The organism is Pseudomonas sp. CFBP 13711 (genome assembly GCF_014842265.1).
Classification (GTDB): Bacteria; Pseudomonadota; Gammaproteobacteria; order Pseudomonadales; family Pseudomonadaceae; genus Aquipseudomonas.
In genome coordinates this window covers 14,996-32,127 of the sequence record NZ_JACYVI010000016.1, presented here as the reverse complement: position 1 = coordinate 32,127, position 17,132 = coordinate 14,996, and the positions used below count along the sequence as shown (strand labels likewise).

The 17,132-nt window shown below is 52.7% G+C and carries 12 protein-coding genes and 3 pseudogenes; 4 read left to right on the top strand and 11 right to left on the bottom strand.

Features of this window, described 5'->3' with window-relative positions:
• Positions 1-263 precede the first annotated feature (263 nt).
• Positions 264-2,534 carry a primary-amine oxidase gene (tynA, locus tag IFT47_RS23635; RefSeq protein ID WP_192174378.1) on the top strand — a complete coding sequence of 757 codons (2,271 nt, stop codon included), beginning with the start codon at positions 264-266 and terminating at the stop codon, positions 2,532-2,534.
• Between the two features lie 550 nt (positions 2,535-3,084).
• The gene (locus tag IFT47_RS23630) at positions 3,085-3,372 is read left to right on the top strand and encodes a hypothetical protein (protein ID WP_244656040.1); all 288 of its coding nucleotides are present in this window, start codon (positions 3,085-3,087) and stop codon (positions 3,370-3,372) included.
• Positions 3,373-3,376: 4 nt separating this feature from the next.
• Here IFT47_RS23630 and IFT47_RS23625 read toward each other — a convergent pair whose 3' ends face one another.
• The 7 genes and pseudogenes from IFT47_RS23625 to IFT47_RS23595 form a co-directional block, all read right to left on the bottom strand.
• Entirely contained in the window at positions 3,377-3,646 is a 270-nt protein-coding gene (locus tag IFT47_RS23625; protein ID WP_192174377.1) for a hypothetical protein, read from the bottom strand.
• A gap of 143 nt (positions 3,647-3,789) precedes the next feature.
• Positions 3,790-4,308, bottom strand: a pseudogene (locus tag IFT47_RS23620) (tyrosine-type recombinase/integrase); the annotation flags it as partial.
• Positions 4,309-4,348: 40 nt separating this feature from the next.
• A complete protein-coding gene (locus IFT47_RS23615) occupies positions 4,349-4,624 on the bottom strand; it encodes a hypothetical protein (protein ID WP_192174376.1) in 276 nt (91 codons plus the stop codon).
• A gap of 259 nt (positions 4,625-4,883) precedes the next feature.
• Entirely contained in the window at positions 4,884-6,482 is a 1,599-nt protein-coding gene (locus IFT47_RS23610; RefSeq protein WP_192176545.1) for a histidine kinase famiy protein, read from the bottom strand.
• 45 nt (positions 6,483-6,527) lie between these two features.
• A complete protein-coding gene (locus IFT47_RS23605) occupies positions 6,528-6,905 on the bottom strand; it encodes a response regulator (protein ID WP_192174374.1) in 378 nt (125 codons plus the stop codon).
• A gap of 102 nt (positions 6,906-7,007) precedes the next feature.
• Complete coding sequence (locus tag IFT47_RS23600) at positions 7,008-8,198, bottom strand: sensor histidine kinase (RefSeq protein ID WP_192174373.1); 1,191 nt, start codon at positions 8,196-8,198, stop codon at positions 7,008-7,010.
• Positions 8,199-8,982: 784 nt separating this feature from the next.
• Positions 8,983-9,906, bottom strand: coding sequence for a LysR family transcriptional regulator (locus IFT47_RS23595; protein ID WP_192174372.1), 924 nt, complete (start codon positions 9,904-9,906; stop codon positions 8,983-8,985).
• A 136-nt stretch (positions 9,907-10,042) separates the two neighbouring features.
• Here IFT47_RS23595 and IFT47_RS23590 point away from each other — a divergent pair, with 136 nt between their 5' ends.
• A complete protein-coding gene (locus IFT47_RS23590; RefSeq protein ID WP_192174371.1) occupies positions 10,043-11,098 on the top strand; it encodes a tartrate dehydrogenase in 1,056 nt (351 codons plus the stop codon).
• A gap of 114 nt (positions 11,099-11,212) precedes the next feature.
• Positions 11,213-12,559 carry a dicarboxylate/amino acid:cation symporter gene (locus IFT47_RS23585; RefSeq protein ID WP_192174473.1) on the top strand — a complete coding sequence of 449 codons (1,347 nt, stop codon included), beginning with the start codon at positions 11,213-11,215 and terminating at the stop codon, positions 12,557-12,559.
• Between the two features lie 511 nt (positions 12,560-13,070).
• Here IFT47_RS23585 and IFT47_RS28325 read toward each other — a convergent pair.
• The 4 genes and pseudogenes from IFT47_RS28325 to IFT47_RS27995 form a co-directional block, all read right to left on the bottom strand.
• Positions 13,071-13,613: pseudogene (locus tag IFT47_RS28325) on the bottom strand (methyl-accepting chemotaxis protein); the annotation flags it as partial.
• A gap of 315 nt (positions 13,614-13,928) precedes the next feature.
• Positions 13,929-14,801 (bottom strand): annotated as a pseudogene (locus IFT47_RS28320) (cache domain-containing protein); the annotation flags it as partial.
• A gap of 526 nt (positions 14,802-15,327) precedes the next feature.
• On the bottom strand, positions 15,328-15,849 hold the full coding sequence (locus IFT47_RS23575) for a hypothetical protein (protein ID WP_192174369.1): 522 nt from the start codon (positions 15,847-15,849) through the stop codon (positions 15,328-15,330).
• A 314-nt stretch (positions 15,850-16,163) separates the two neighbouring features.
• The gene (locus IFT47_RS27995; protein ID WP_192174368.1) at positions 16,164-17,117 is read right to left on the bottom strand and encodes a helix-turn-helix domain-containing protein; all 954 of its coding nucleotides are present in this window, start codon (positions 17,115-17,117) and stop codon (positions 16,164-16,166) included.
• Positions 17,118-17,132: the final 15 nt, after the last annotated feature.

The window sequence follows — 17,132 nt, the reverse complement described above, 5'->3', positions numbered from 1 at the left end:
ATTTGCCCTTATTTGCAGCATCGCCGCCTCAACTTTGTGCACCGCTATAGTACAAGCATACAATTCAAGCCGTGAAATCACCGGTTGCCACTTTGTGTTAATTCCCCGCCCGCTCTCAGCCGTAGAGTGAATCCGCAGGCCAGTTCAACCGCCGAACCTTGGCATGTATAAAAAGTTGTCTGGCACGTGCGCAAAAGAACGGTATCCAGCCGTCACCGGAATAAAAAACAACCTCACTTGGCCGGGAACTCAAGGACACACTCATGGGTAATATGTTCAAACATCAGCGCTTCGCCATGGCCCCGTTGGCCCTGGCGCTGGCCCTCGTCAGCCTCACGCCCCAGGCCCAGGCCCACGGCGGCGCGGCAGAAATGGTACCGCTGCAAAGCACCCTCGAAACTTTCGGCGCTACGGTTAAATATGATGACTACGCTAACGTCTTCGTGATTTCCAAGGACGGTGCCTATGTCAAGGTCAAGCCTAATAGCAAAGTGGCTATGCTCAATGGCAAACGTCTGGAAATGAGCGTGCCGGTGGTGTTCAAGAACAATACTGCCTACATGTCCCACGACTTCATCAACGAAGTCTTCCAATCGGGCTTGGATAAAACCTTTGTGGTTGAAACCCGCCCGCACCCGCTCAATACGCTGAGCGTCAATGAAATAAAAACCGCCGTGGCCGCCGTCCAGGCGTCGGCGCATGCGAAGAGCAACCTGCGCTATACCGCGATCTCCCTGCGTGAGCCAAAAAAGAGCGAAGTGTGGGACTTCGTCCTCACTGGCAAAGCGGTAAGCCAGCCCCGCCAAGCCGATGTGGTGGTGCTCGACGGAAAGTACGTGATCGAGGCCGTGGTCGACCTCAAGAGCAAGCAACTGCTGAGCTGGGAGCCGATCAAGGATGCCCACGGCATGGTCCTGCTGGACGACTTCGCCACGGTGCAGAATGTTATCGAAGCCAGCCCCGAATACGCCCAGGCCTTGGCCAAGCGCGGTATTACCAACGTTAAGAAGGTGGTAGCCACGCCGCTGACTGTCGGCTACTTCGACGGCAAGGACGGCCTCACCCAGGACAAGCGCCTGCTCAAGATAGTCAGCTATCTCGATGTCGGCGACGGCAACTACTGGGCTCACCCTATCGAAAACCTGGTGGCGGTGGTCGACCTGGAGACCAAATCGATCCTCAAGATCGAAGATTCCGGCGTGATTCCTGTACCGATGAAGCCTACCCCCTACGATGGCCGCGGCCGCAAGGGCGCCACGGTCAAGCCGCTGGACATCACCGAGCCCGAGGGCAAGAACTACACCATTACCGGTGACAGCATCCACTGGCAGAACTGGGACCTGCACTTGCACCTCGACTCCCGCGTTGGCCCGGTAATTTCAACCGTGACCTACAACGACCAAGGTAGGAAACGCAAAATCATGTACGAAGGCAACCTTGGCGGCATGATCGTGCCCTACGGTGACCCGGACGTGGGCTGGTACTTCAAGGCCTACTTGGACTCAGGCGACTACGGCATGGGCACCCTTACCTCGCCGATCCAGCCCGGCAAGGACGCACCGCAGAACGCTGTGCTGCTGGATGCTACCATCGCTGACTACACAGGCGCACCGACCAAGATCCCACGCGCCATGGCCATATTCGAGCGCTACGCCGGCCCTGAGTACAAGCACGCGGAAATGGGCCAGCCGAACCTTAGTACCGAGCGCCGCGAACTGGTAGTGCGCTGGATCAGCACCGTGGGCAACTACGACTACATCTTCGACTGGGTCTTCCAGGAAAACGGCGTGATCGGCATCGACGCCGGCGCTACCGGCATCGAAGCGGTCAAGGGCGTGAAGTCCACCACCCTCCATGATGCCACCGCTAAGGAAGACACCCGCTACGGCACGCTGATCGACCACAATATCGTCGGCACTACCCACCAACACATCTACAACTTCCGCTTGGACATGGACGTCGACGGCGAGAACAACTCGCTGGTTGAGCTGAACCCAATTGTGGCCAAAAACAACCGTGGCGGCCCGCGTACCAGCACCATGCAGATCGACCAGCAGGTGGTAAGCACCGAGCAGCAGGCCTCGCAGAAATTTGACCCTGCGACCATCCGCTTGATCAGCAACCCGGGCAAGGAAAACAAAATGGGCTACCCGGTCTCCTACCAACTGATTCCTTATGCCGGCGGCACGCATCCGGTGGCCAAGGGCGCCAATTTCGACAGCGACGAGTGGCTATACAATCGCCTCAGCTTCATGGACAAGCAGATCTGGGTGACCCGCTACGACCCGCAGGAGCGGTTCCCGGAAGGCAAGTACCCGAACCGCTCGGCAACCGACAGCGGTCTGGGGCAGTTCACGGCGAACAACCAGTCGATCGAAAACACCGATGACGTGGTGTGGCTGACCACCGGTACCACACACGTGGCTCGGGCCGAGGAATGGCCGATCATGCCGACCGAGTGGGTGCACTTACTGCTCAAGCCATGGAACTTCTTCGACGAGACGCCGACCCTCAACCTCAACACGAAACTCTGAGTTCAGTCGCCTCGCAGGCCGTCAAAGAGCCGGTATAAACTCTCACCGGCGTCTGGCAGCGGCCCGCCAGCGGTTTCTATGGCCATGCCCAGCCACTCCTCGGCTTAGGCTTAGATCAACCTGTAGATATTGCGGCCTATGTGCCGGAGGGTGCAGTCCTTCCAGTCAGTGGGCAGCAGCGTGCGGTACTCTCCGGGTGAATTCCAACCTCGTGAATGCCCCTCCAACACTCAAAACCCGTCCTAGGTCATCGGCGATCGGTCACTGGAAATAACGGGATATCCGTTAAATAGGCCCCCGGACTTTCCCACCGTCCGGGGGCCTTTTTCATGCCTTTCGGTTACCGACTTGGGGTAAACGGGCAACCGATTTAGGCTAAGTCGGTTTCGGGTGCAAACCTGCCCCCATGCGTGCCTGGACCACAGTAAGCCCCATTTAAGGGGTGACCAAGGCGCTATCCGTCCAGCGTTTGAGATTGCCCCTATGAGCGTGACAAAGCCACATGGCCACGTCTAGAATGGGTGCGTTAATAGCACCCATGAGCAGCCTTATGAGCGATGTTGTGAGTTATCCAAAAGGCGACCTGCGGCGCATGCTCTGTGTGCTTGCTGCAATCGACTCAATACCCGACGCCACGCTGGTAAAAATTGCGGCAAAGACCGGACTCGACAAGAAGACCGTCACCAATCTAATAACCCAAGCGGGTGAACAGGCGGGGGTCAAAATCATCAAATCGGGGCCGGTTTATACCCTCGAAAGCTGGGGGCCAATAATTAAGCGAGCCGGTGCAAAAATGGTTTTGACAGGTGCTTTTAACGCACCTAAAATTCCCACATAAGCATTTATGTGGGAAGGCCGCAATGAAGTATTTCGAGTGGGAAGGCGCAGTGATCGAGGCGGTGGCCGAGTCGATGGCCATCAGTCATTCCGACGCAGCGGGCGTCGTTGAGGCGCAGCCGTTCTACATGCAGCAATCCTGGGGCAAGGGCATGGATGCGCAGCTGACCGCTGCCAAGGTCATTGAAGTCGCCCAGGAGCAAGCCGAGGAACGGGCCATCGCTCCAGCGCCCAAGCAAGAGCGCATGCTGTTCGGTGACGAGGCTGACGCTCACGCCTTCTGGAAGGACAAGGAGTTCAAGGTCTTTGCCGTGGATCTTGTCCAGGGCAATGGCAAAAAGCGGAAGGTCATTCGCACCATGTACGTGCGCTCACGAACTGCGAGGGGAGCAGCTGAATGCGCGAAGGCAAATGACTGGTCGGCGAGCATCAACTGCGCAGCCTCTTCGCGGCGTAGCCCGTGGTACAGCAGCACCCCCAGAATCGCCCGATCGCGCTTGCCTTTGGGCGTGTCCGGATCTAGCGCATCAAGCAGGGCCTTGGCCTGGTGATCACCAAGCGCTGGAGTCTTGCCTTCATTGGTTTCGATTTTAGGTCTTTTGACCCCGTGCACCGGGTTGCCGCCCGCGACTGCGTTGCTCTCCAGCAGGTGATCGAACAGGCTGGCCAGCGCCGCGAGTTTGCGGCGGATCGTGGCACCGGCGAGGCCGCGCTGTTCCAGCTCGGCGCGCCAGGCTAAAACGTGTGCGCGATTGACCGAGCGAAATTCCCCTGCTGCAGTAAGGCCAACAAATCCACAGAAGTCTTCGAGGTCGGCCTGATAAGCCCGCCGTGTGCGCGGGTTGTCGATATTGGCGAACCATTCGACCGCTGCCGGCACCTCAGCCAGTATCTGAAACTCGGCAGCGGTCAGACGGCGTTTGCCGGCGATCTGCAGCTGTGTCTTGCTGCGCCGGCATTAGAATCGGCAGGGTGATTCATGCGTCGACATCTACGTAATCGTCAGGCATTCGATATAGGGTTGATCCATTATCTGCCAAAACCAGCATCCATTGATGGCTGTGGTCTTTTCCTGTTCCTTTTGCCGAAGTTTTCACCTGGAACGCCCGATCGAATTTATGGGGCAAATACACCATGTCGGTTCCTGCTTTTACGGCTTTAGCGCGAATACGCTTCACCCAGAGCGGACGACCTGCATCTTTGATCTTGACATGCACGGGTTTTTTGCAAGTTTTACAGGTCCACTTTTCCATGTTCACGGCGTCCGGCTCCAAATCAGTGCGTTGACACTCTCTGTTGACACACTTGTATCTTTCGTCGTGCACATTGTTGACGTATGACACCACGGTGAGATCCTCCCAATAATTGTTGATAACGAGTTTCTTATAATTTTGAGTACTGATGTCGCAGTGCATACCGGGGCTATTCAACCGCGCTTCTTGCTCGCCACGTTTTGGGGGAGCGGGCAAAACCCATCATCGCGAGTATCGGCACTGCTTGGCTTTCTATCCATTAGCTCACTCCGTTGGGACCCTCCATGACTTGTCTGATTTTCTTTGCAAGGTCGGTCGGAATATAAGGCTTGGATATGACGTCGTAGTCAGTGCCACCTGTATCGGTCCGCTCAAGCGAGTTCTCTGAATATCCGGTTGTAAGCAAAATTTTCAGGGCAGGGTAAAGACGCTTGGCTTCCCGGGCCAGCATGATTCCATTCATGCCGCCTGGCATGATCAAGTCGGTAAACAGCAGGTCAAATGGACCGTCGTCTTTGAGAACGGTCAACGCCTCCTTGCCGCTGAGTGCGAGCGCGCAGGAATAGCCATATTCTTCCAATACCATTCTGGCCAGCTCCGCGACATCTGGGCGATCTTCCACGACCAAAATGCGTTCATGGCCTGATTGTTCCAGAATTTGCTCCGCAGCCGTAAGCATGTGCAGTTGACTATCATCCGCCGGAAAGTACATGCGGATCGTGGTGCCGATTCCCTCTTCGGAATAGATCCTCGCAGTGCCACCGGATTGCTTCATGAATCCGTACACCATGGACAAGCCTAGGCCAGAACCCTTGCCTTCCTCCTTGGTGGTAAAAAAAGGGTCCATGACACGGTTGACGATGGCCGCTGGCATTCCGGAACCATTGTCGGTAATCGCGACGCTCACGTACCGCCCGGGCATCAAACCGTCATATGAGGTTGAAGCCAGATCCTGGACCGCCACATTTTTGGTTTCAATAGTAAGTTGCCGATTTTCGGCAGCTTCCAGCGCATCCCTGGCATTGATGAAAATGTTAAGGAGAGCGACTTCAGTCTGCGTCGGGTCGACCCTGCAGTTCCACAAGTCGTGCTCGAGTACCAATCTGATGTCGGTGTCCACCAATGTGCGCACAGCCATTTCCTGGGCAGAGGTGACGGTGGCGTTTAGATTGATCACCCTTCCCTGAAGCTTTTGCTTGCGAGAGAACGCGAGGAGTTGTTGAGTCAACGTTTTCGCACGCTCCGCCGCGTCTCGGGCATTTCCAGCGCTGCGTAGTATTCGTTGCTGGTCGTATTGAGGTTTGTCGGCCGTGCGCTGGATCATGTCCAGGTAGCCGATCATCACCTGCAGCAGGTTGTTGAAGTCATGCGCGATGCCGCCTGTAAGCTGTCCCAGGGCTTCCATTTTTTGTGCCTGCCGGAGTCCATCTTCAGCATCGCGGCGGCGACTTACGTCCAGCTGGGAGGCAAAAAAATAAATCAAATCGCCAGCATCGTTGTACACAGGGGAGATAAACAACGCGTTCCAAAAGCTTGAGCCATCCTTTTTGTAGTTGACCAGCTCGACGGCGATCTCACTCTGTGAGTCGATCGCCTGGCGTACTTGCCGCACCACTTCGCGATCGGTTTCTGGGCCCTGCAAAAACCTACAGTTGGACCCCACAATCTCATCGCGGCGGTAACCAGTCATATCAATGAAAGCGTTGTTCGCAAAGATAATGGGGTTATCGGGACGCTTCGGGTCAGTGACGATCATGGGCATGCGGGTGGTCTCGACCGCCGCAAAAAAAATATTGTGGTCCGAACCGCTGATGTCACCAGTGGAACTGTTGTTAACGCGCGTTGATTGGTTCGGCATCTAAGTTCCGTAATGAAAGCAAGCGTGTGTTATCGACCTGAGGGCTTAGCCAAGAGGAATCAGGGGAAGAGGCGCGAGCCGCTGGCAAATGGTATAAAGCTGATCGATGTTGAATGGTTTAGGCAACCAGACTACCCCCTCGTCAGCCAGGGTTTCAGAGGCAGAGTGGAAACCAGAGGCGACGACAACAGGTATGTCAGGCTGGAGCTGGTGAACAAGCTTGACTAGCTCTACACCGTCGATCGTGCCGGGCATTTTCAGATCAGTAATCAGCAAGCGCAGTGGATGATCACACGCCTGTATGAACTGCCAGGCCAGATCAGCTCTGATGAACGGCCGCACGGTGTAGCCGTACAGTTCGAGCACATCCACCATCAGCTCAAGGATCAGTTCTTCGTCTTCGACAACGATGATTGAGTTCATAACCGTATAATTTCAGCGAGGATCCTGTTGTGACCAGCGATGGGGGTTGCGATTCAGACATTCTGCTGCCATTTGTCGATATCCCAAGGCCCTAGAAGTGCCTCACGATCGAATTGGCAGTGTCACTGAAAATGTAGTGGCCTGTTCTGAGGAGCATACGCTTAACGTGCCACCATGCGCCTTAGCGATCTGCGAGCAGATGTACAGTCCCAGTCCCAGTCCTTCCGAGGGGCTGTCGTGTTTTGTCCGAGTGAAGGGTTCGAAAAGTGAGCCAAGCAGCGATTCGGGAATAGGCTGTCCGACATTTGTGCACGTCAACTGCAGCGTGCTCTGGTTGACCTGTCCCTTGATCAGGATAGGTCCACCCTTAAGGCCGTGGGCCACAGCATTGGCAGCCAGATTGGACAGCAGTTGCTTGATCCGGCCTGGATCACATAGCAGGGTTGCCGCACCTGTGTGTTGAAAAACAATGTTTGCTTGCGGATTAGCCAAGCGCACTTCCTGTACCACAGGTTCAAGCGCTCCAAAAATGTCTGCAACCCGGCGAGGTTTAATGCTGACATCCCCTCCCAACTGACAGCGCGTAAAGTCCAAAACGTCTTCGATCAATGCCGACATGCGTGCAGCGCTCGTTCGGATGGCGTCAGCCAATACTCGGCGACGGTTCTCGGAGACATCACCGTGCAAGGCGTCTGCGCTCAGTCTGACGGCACTTAGCGGAGTACGAAGGTCATGGCTGAGTACCGCGACGAACTGCTCGCGCAGCCGCCCAATTTCGATTGATTCGCCCAACTGCGATTCACTGCGCCGAAGGCGATCGTGAAGGTCCAAATTTGAAGCAATCAGCTGAGCAAACAGCTCAAGCGTAGTGACGACATTTTGCTCGTTCAGTACGACCGAGGCTGTGTCCAGTGCGCATAACGTACCGAAGAACTGCCCGTCAGCTGTGATGATGGGGATTGATATGTGGCTTTGAGCGGATGGAATATCACTCGGCGCACAGACTGGGTAGTCAGATCGCGTTAGTTCGTAAAAACCCTCGCCATAAACCAATGATCGACGCATTCGGCGAACCTGATCACACAAGGTCTGCGCGCTCACACGCTCACTGCCGACGTCCAGTTCCAGTCCTGCATCATCATCCACTGCGCAAGCGATCCAGCGCGATTCCGTAACCCTTGCCACCGCCGCGAATCGCAAGCCAGTAGTGGCTTTGACCATCCTCAGAATCAGCGGAATGCTCTCCATCTGTTTGATTGAAGCAACGTCGATCGCAAAGCTTGAGTTTGGCATTCGAACAGAGGTCCTGGTCTGAGTGAGGCGAGTAGTAGATCTGTATGAGTATACAGTGCCTTACTCACTCAAGTGGATAGCCTTGCTAGGCACGTAGGTGAATAAAACCGCAATTTGGGCTAGCCGAGGAAGATACCCGACCAAATGAGTGTCAACTCGCATTTTCAATCGAATTCATTCTTGGCCGAAAGTAAACCGGGACGGGTGCCGGCGAACAGGGATGCGTTTTGCCAGTAACGGTATATCCGTTAAATAGTCCCCAGGACTTTGCGTGAAGTCTGGGGGCTTTCTGTGGAAGGCCACAACTGACTCACGCGAAAGAAGCTGCAGAAGGACGGGGATCCCAAGGTTCCTCATCGAATATCCAGCCCGGGGCAAAAGTGATTCACCCGCAGTGCTTCGCTGCGCAGGATCACAAATTGCACGCGGCTAGCGGGCGCAGTGAGGCGCGCTATATGGGGACATCGGGAAAAAAACTGCATAGATTTGGATAATGGCATGACTAGCTCCTCGTTCGGGTGGCAGACACATTGTTCACTTAAGGGATGTACTCGACATTGACGTAAGCATCACAGGGCATGGTCCCATAGTTGTAACCCCGGCGAGCGCGTCTTTTAGCAAGCCGATATGGATTCGCAACAACAGATGCTCTCCAGCGGCAAATCCGCTGTCGTTCAAAATCCTCGTTTGCTCAAGCAGCAGCTCGATACTGGCCTCGCGGCTGGGAGCTACCAGCGTTAGGATCGACGGCGCTGAGACAAGCTCATAAATCGCTGCAATGCTTTCACGGGAGGGGCACATCGTGTCCACTCAGGTTATCGATATGGTCGAAGCGCTCGACCAAGAAGTCGATTAAACTGCGCACTCGTGCGGAGAGGTATAACTGCTGTGGATAAACCGCATAAACATCCGCTCGCGCTGGTGTTTGATCTTCCAGCAGGAGCCGCAGACGACCACTGCGTACATAGCGTGCTATGTCCCATTCGGCCCGCAGCAAGATGCCGTAGCCTTCCAGCGCCCAATTCAGGGCGACTTCCCCATCGTTACAGCCCAGTGCTCCTCGAACTTTGATGTTCTGAGTGCGACTACCATTAGCGAAGCTCCATACACCGTAGGGCGTTTCGTTCTGCCTCAGAAAGATGCAGTTGTGGTTCTGCAAGTCCGCAAGCCGCTGGGGCACACCATGTTTTTCTAGATAAAGCGGAGAGGCGCATAGCAGACGGCGATTGGAGGCGATCTTGCGCGCATGAAAAGCAGCATCCGGCAGCGTGCCGAAACGAATGCCCAAGTCAAAGCCGTGAGTCGCGAGATCCAGCGGGTGATCACTGATTTCCAGTTGGATCTGCACCTCGGGGTAGCGCGAGAAAAACGCGGCTAGCGCTGGACCGATGTAGCGACGCCCAAAGCCTAGTGAAGCATTGACACGTATCAAGCCTTTAGGGGTTGCTCGACTACTGCTGACCAGCTGCTCAACCTCGTCGATCTGAGTGAGAATCCGCGCGGCATGGGAAAAATACAGCTCGCCTTCCGCCGTCAGACTCATCGACCGAGTGGTGCGGTTGATAAGACGAACACCTAGGCGCGCCTCCAGTGCTGTTAAGCGTTTGCTGACTGCAGGCGGCGTCACACCTAGCTCACGCGCGGTCGCGGCAAGGCTGCCCTGATTGGCCAGCAGGTGGAAAAACGAGAGGTCCAGAGTCTGACTCATTAGTAACTCAGGGTTATGGATGTAGTGATTTCGAGACACTCACACTGTTCTCAGTCATACATATACTCCGCTCACACCCCGATTGGACAGCCCTGTTCAACGGACAAAATAAAAACCGAGCGGGAAGTTACTGACGATGAGTACATACAAAATTGCAGCGGTTCCGGGTGACGGCATTGGCGTAGAAGTGATCGCCGCCGGGGTAGAAGTTCTCAAGGCCCTGTCGAAGAAATCCGGCTTTGACCTGGCCTTCAAGGACTTCGACTGGAACTCCGATAACTACCTGAGAAACGGCTACTACATTCCCGAAGATGGCCTGGAAGAGCTCAAGACCTTCGATGCCATCTTCTTCGGCGCTGTGGGTGCCTTGAACGTCCCCGATCATATTTCCCTGTGGGGCCTGCGCCTGCCGATTTGCCAGGGTTTCGACCAGTACGCCAACGTACGGCCGGCTCGCGTACTGCCCGGTGTAAAGAGCCCGCTGCACAACGGCGATCAGATTGACTGGGTGGTGGTGCGGGAAAACTCCGAAGGCGAATACTCGGGAAATGGCGGCCGTGTCCACCGTGGCCTGCCGGAAGAGGTGGCGACCGAGGTGTCAATTTTCACCCGTACAGGGGTTGAACGTATTCACCGCTTTGCCTTCGAACTGGCACGCAGCCGTCCGCGCAAACACCTGACAATGGTCACCAAGTCCAACGCTCAGCGCCATGGTATGGTGCTGTGGGACGAGATTTTCTACGAAGTGGCGAAAGACTTCCCGGACGTCAAAATCGACAAGGAACTGGTCGACGCCGTGACCACGCGCATGGTGCTCAAGCCCTCGACACTTGATGTCATAGTCGCCACCAACCTGCACGCCGATATCCTGTCGGACCTTGCGGCCGCATTGTCAGGCAGCCTGGGCATTGCGCCGACCGCCAACCTCAACCCGTCACGTCAATTCCCGTCGATGTTCGAACCGATTCACGGCTCGGCCTTCGACATCACTGGCAAGGGCGTCGCTAATCCCATCGCGACGTTCTGGACCGCAGCAATGATGCTTGAGTACCTCGGCGAGCCTGCCGCCGGCAAGCAACTGATGTCGGCGATCGAAGCGGTGACTGAAAGCGGCCTGCATACACCTGATCTGGGCGGCACGGCAACCACGCGCGAGATCACCGATGCGGTCATTGCACTGATCAATCGCTGAGTCAACGGCGCCACGTTCTGCCGATTCAAACACTGCTGCGGCACAACGCCCGGGGGGATCATGGATCCGACCCTTGGGCATTTCCTGACAACAATAAAAAATCAGGGCCCCGTCATGAAAAGAATTTTTGGAAAGCTCTACGTACAGGTTCTGCTGGCCGTTATCCTCGGCGCCATTATCGGGGTACTGGTGCCTGAGACCGGCACAGCGCTCAAGCCCTTGGGCGACGCCTTCATCAAACTGATCAAAATGCTTCTGGCGCCGGTGATATTCCTCACCGTGGTAACCGGGATCGCCAAAATGGAGAGTATGAAAGAACTGGGGCGCGTCGGCTTCCGTGCCCTGATCTATTTTGAGGTGGTCTCGACCCTGGCGCTGGTGGTCGGGCTGGTGGTGGTCAACGTGTTCAAACCGGGTGTTGGCATGAACGTCGACATCGCCAGTCTTGACACTTCGAGCCTTGCGACTTACACCACGGCTGCCAAACACGCCTCGTTCATGGATTTCGTCATGAACATCATTCCTGACACCATTGTGGACGCCTTCGCCAAGGGGAACGTGCTGCAAATCTTGCTGTTCTCGATTTTGCTTGGCGTGGCCCTGGCGCAGGTAGGCCCGCGCGCAAAGACCTTCGTGGACACTCTGGACAGCCTCATGCAGGGCATGTTCCGGATCGTCAACATGGTCATGCGCCTGGCACCCATCGGCGCATTCGGTGCTATAGCGTTCACCATTGGCAAGTATGGTTTTGGTTCGCTGTTCTCCCTCGGAAAATTGATGGCCTGTGTGTACCTGACGTGCGGGGTGTTCGTTATCTGTGTGCTGGGGCCCATCTGCCGCTACAGTGGTTTCAGCCTCTGGAAATTCTTGCGCTTTATCAAGGAAGAATTGTTCACTGTGTTGGGCACAAGTTCGTCCGAATCCGTCTTGCCACAGATGATCTCAAAAATGGAGAGAGCCGGTGTCTCCAAGCCGGTTGCCGGTATGATAATACCTTCAGGTTTGACATTTAATCCTGACGGCCAGGCAATTTATTACACTATCGCGGCAATTTTTATCGCTCAAGCAACCAACACACCTTTGACCCTCACAGATCAACTGATCGTTCTTGCAGTGCTGATGTTTACGTCTAAGGGTTCGGCCGGGGTAACAGGTTCGGGTTTCATCATTCTCGCAGCGACGCTAGCCTCTTTGGGTACAATTCCCGTGGCGGGTATGGTGCTGTTGTTAGGGGTGGATAGGTTCATGTCAGAAGCCCGGGCCATCACCAATACGATAGGAAATGGCGTTGGTACAATGGCGATTGCCAAGTGGGTAGGTGCCTTGGATAACGCTAAAATGAATCGCGCACTTAATAATGAGGCGGAACCTTTTGAGAGTGAAACCTTTCCTCGTGCAACTGCCGAACCGAGCTGTCCTCCGTTTGCAGAAAAGGGGGGGCGCGTTGCAGCACTCAAGTAACGAATGATCAGCGCTGACCAACTACCCCTCAGGCCGCCAGATTGCTGATCAGGCGGCCCATCGCGCTTTCAAGCAGACAATCCACAAACAATTGTTCGAAACCTAGGCTGTAAGGTCGTGCGTAATATCAGGATGAAAAGTGCGATGGATGAATATTTCTATGGATCATCGCATGAATTGCTGACTTTTTCGACTATATCATCCAGTTCAGACCATGGAAGAAGCAGAAATTTATTGGCACAGCCTGGATGGTGAGTGAATATACGATTTCCGCCTAATTCAATCTGCGATGCCCCACATGCTCGGCACACAACCTCATTTGCTATCAAGCGCCAATTCTTGTTCCATTCACATAGGGCATGGTTAGCTGTCATATGGACCTTCCAATCAAGACCTTTCCTGAGGTAAATCGTGATGCCAACACGTAGCAACATGAGTGGTAGATAAATCAGAAGCTATGGGATTCAGTCGTGGGTTTGATAATCGCAAGCTATACATCAGCCGTTAGCACTCAGACCTTGAATCGTTTGACCAACCCAATTAATGACTTATTGGAATTTGTGAGGGACTGAGAATTTTGCTCACTCGCACTGGCGCCAGATACCAGATCATTAACAATTTGACGCACAGTGACCATATTACGATTTATTTCATCGCTCACCGCACTCTGTTCCTCCGCTGCTGTAGCGATTTGCGTGCTGAAGTCATTGATCCTACTTACTGAGTCCGCCATAACATCAAGGCCATCAGTAACAAGTGCTGTCTTCTCGACCGTCGACTGGCATTTTTCTTTTGTTGCCTCCATCGCCAAAACAGCAGCACTCACACCTTCCTGAAGGCGGGAAAGCATTTCATTTATTTCGGAAGTACTGGCCTGTGTTCGTCCTGCTAGCGCTCTGACTTCATCAGCTACTACTGCGAACCCGCGACCTTGTTCTCCTGCTCTTGCTGCTTCAATTGCAGCGTTTAGGGCCAGAAGATTTGTTTGTCCTGCAATTTCTCCAATGACCATAAGCACTGAGTTAATGCGTCGTGCATCTTGCTCCATGGTTCTCACCTTGTGGGTTGCTTGATCTACTTCTGATATCAACTCATGCACGCTCAGAGAAGCATCTTCGACAATTTTCTTAGAGCTCAGTGCCTGGTCATTGGCTACGCGGGTCAGGCTGGCAGTATCGGCAGCATTTCTTGCAACATCTTCTGCTGTGGAGCTCATCTCAGTTATCGCTGTAACGGCCTGGTTAGTCTCGTTGACATGGCGGTCTAGTATCATCCGGGTTTCCAGCGTTCGACCCTGCAACTCGCTCACACCATTGGCTATAGCGGAAGACGAAAGAGACACATCAGATATAAGCGTCTGCAGGTAGCTGACAAAATTATTCACTGAAGAGCCAATCTTATCGACCTCATCATGGCCATCGACGTGTATGCGTTTAGTCAAATCCGCCTCGCCGCTTGAGAGCACATCGATATTCGATGTTAAGGTGTTTAAGCGCTTCATCAATTGCCCTAACGCGATAACGATGATGATTAGCATCAATAATAAGACGGGAATTTGTAGCCAAGCCAAAGCTTTCAATATTTTGTGACTTTGGGCGTTTAGGACATCAGTGGACTGCGCCACTGCCATAACCCAGGGTGTGCCTTCGATAGGTGATAGGAACAGCTTGTACTCAATGCCATTTTTTCCGGTATAAACGTCCTCATATTGGCTATCAATCGTCTGTCTATGAAGCAATTTACGCAACGCTTCGGCGAAGGGATACTGACCCGCAAGGTCACTAACATTCTTGAGAACGTTGTTCCCTGGAATTTCCGGCTGATTACTCAAAATTTTGCCGTCTCTCTCAACGATCATCAGCTCTGCATTTATCTCACGTTCTTTATTGGCCACTAGTTCGTCGAAAAAGCCCAGTGTCACATCAATCGTGGACACTCCATACGTCGCGTTATCTTTCTTTATGACCATTGCGCAGTTGGTTCGAGGCTGCGGGCTGGCGTCATCCTTGTAGGCAGCTGCCCAGGCGCATTGGCCGACTGGGCTATTCATGCCGCCTGTGTACCAAGGTTGATCGAAATAGTTGGGAGATTCTGGCAGATTCCAGTGGCTATTAAGAACAAGCTTGCCGGAGCTATCGCGATGATAAAAGGTACTGGCCTTCATTCTCCCAGTGACGCGTTTTTCGGGCAAAGGCCAGATCCCACCGCCGAACACCTTAATCTCACCATCCTGATTTATCATGCTGGGAAGCAGCATATCAATATTATTGCTCTCAAGAAGGGGAACTGTCTCGGTGATTACACGCTGCTGAGCTTGCACCTTGGCAAGTTCAGCTTTGATCAATTCGCCAAGCTGATCTGCTTCAGCCACTAATTGGCGCTCATCAGACTGGGTTAGGTCCGGTGTAATAAAGGTATTTACCCCTAGGGCCGTGCAGACGCCGATCAATAGTACAAAGCCTATGAATGAAGCTGCGTAACGGGATTTGATGGTCTTAAGCATCTCAAGCGCTCGAGTTGAGGGGCGTTGGTGGCTCACTGATGAACCATCTTTGAATGCCCTGGGTGATCTTTTGGACTGTGTCGAATTTTGGTAAATGCGGCAGGGCATGTTCAATAATTTGAAAATTCTTCCAGAATTTTAATTCGATCTGTTTATCTGGGCAGCAATGCACAACTATGCTCGTAGCTTTTTCGAACTATATTAAGAGTTGAAGGTATATTTTTTTAAGTCAGAATCAAATGGGAAAAAACTGCTCTATCACAGGCTACTTTTTTTTGCTGCACAGGGATTGAAGGTTATCTACTGCCTTGAAGACATTGAACATACATTGAGAATCACCAAACTGCGCCACTCCAAGATACCGGAAAGCTTCATCTAATAGATGGCTAGTTTCATGGAGCATCAGCAGATCAGCTTGAGGAAGCTCTTCGCTTTCTGCAACGCAGAGGATATTCTCTATCTCTGTGCGTATAGCATCAAGGTGTTCGCCCAGCTTACCCATAAGGTGGGAGCACGCGCGATTAACCTTGTCCTTCAAGGCTTTTGCTTCCTGATCGAGCAAGGTTGTTTCCGGTAGCTCTTTAGTACCATTAGATGTAGGGGTTGGACAGTTGACTTCACTAAACCTTGCGGTGATAAGCTTATTTTTAACGACTGCTATGTTAAACTCATATCTTGTCATTTGTTCATTTATTTCAACATATAAGTCTACTACCTGCCGAGCCAGCTGTAAGCAGTGATTCGTGGCGCGCTGGACCTGTCCTAACTGCGATGAAGTTGTACTCATTTCGTGCTCCGACTTTTGATATCCTCATCATATTGCCGAATAGCAGTCTGGCAAGGTAAAACATCACCACGGATGAAACAATTCGTTTTTACCACTATTTTCTTCGCTTTTCGTCAGAAGCAAATTTCTTTTAGGTAGCGTTACGTGAAAACTGCCTCCTTCCTTTACTGTTTGAAAGTCCTGGGCGAGAGACATTTTAGCCCACATGCAAGATTTTCAGTGAGCTATTGATTTAACCTGTCACCTGAGCCCGTTTTCTTAGTGCTTTAGTCTCGAGAATACTTAAGCAGCTTGTGCATTTTAAATGCTTACGGTCAACTATTGCGATACAAGGTCTGGAACGGAGTTTCCCCATATAATTCTTTATAGTATTTAGAGAGCGCTGCGGTGTCATTGAACCCCCACTTTGCCGCAACACACTGCCAGGATGCTAGCGATGACATGTTTGACAACTCATTGTGAACCCTGTTGAGTCGAATTTGCCTTAAGTATCTCATTGGCGTCGTCCCTTTGTATTTTCTGAAACCTATTTGAAGGTTCCTAATACTCGTATAAGAGTTGCTCGCAATATCCGCAAGCAGTATAGGTTGGTCCGCATGGGTATACATGTATTCTATAGAGCGTGAAATGTATCTTGGCAAATTACTACATTCGTTTGATCTGATAGATTGATTATGTGGGGTGAACTCTAATATAGAAGTTAGCAGAGCTTGTTTAATATAAGAGTTCGTAATAGGTGACATCATAGAAAAGGTATCGTCAAAACTGCTTTTTAGACATCCCGCAATATGATTGATCCGCTTCCATGCCGGTGATTCTGCAGGTAGTAAAGGCTGGAAATCTATCCTGTGGTTAACCGGATACCCATGAAGAGCATGAAACTCGTTATGAATAGTTTCTGCCTTTATCATTAGCGTATCCGTTAGCGTTCCGCGCAAAAACTGTCCCTGCACCAACCGTGAACTATCTATGACGCACATTTGATTTAGTGCATCAACTCTCCCGAGCTTGTTCATTTCCCAGGCTGAGAGGCCTGCGTAGGTGAAAGAAACAAAATAGACATCTGTGCTTATCTGTTTCTCAAATCCCCAGCCGGACTTGCTCTGGGTTGTACATAGGTCAATGTCTCCAATTGAATATGTAATTTTCTTGTAATCGAATTCTTTTGCTGATTCAAAACTGAGTGCTGGGGATAGTCCACAATTATTGTAGTATTCGATCAGTTCATCTTCTGTTTTCAAATGCACTGAAGAGATATTCTTTTTCACAATTGGTCTGCTCCG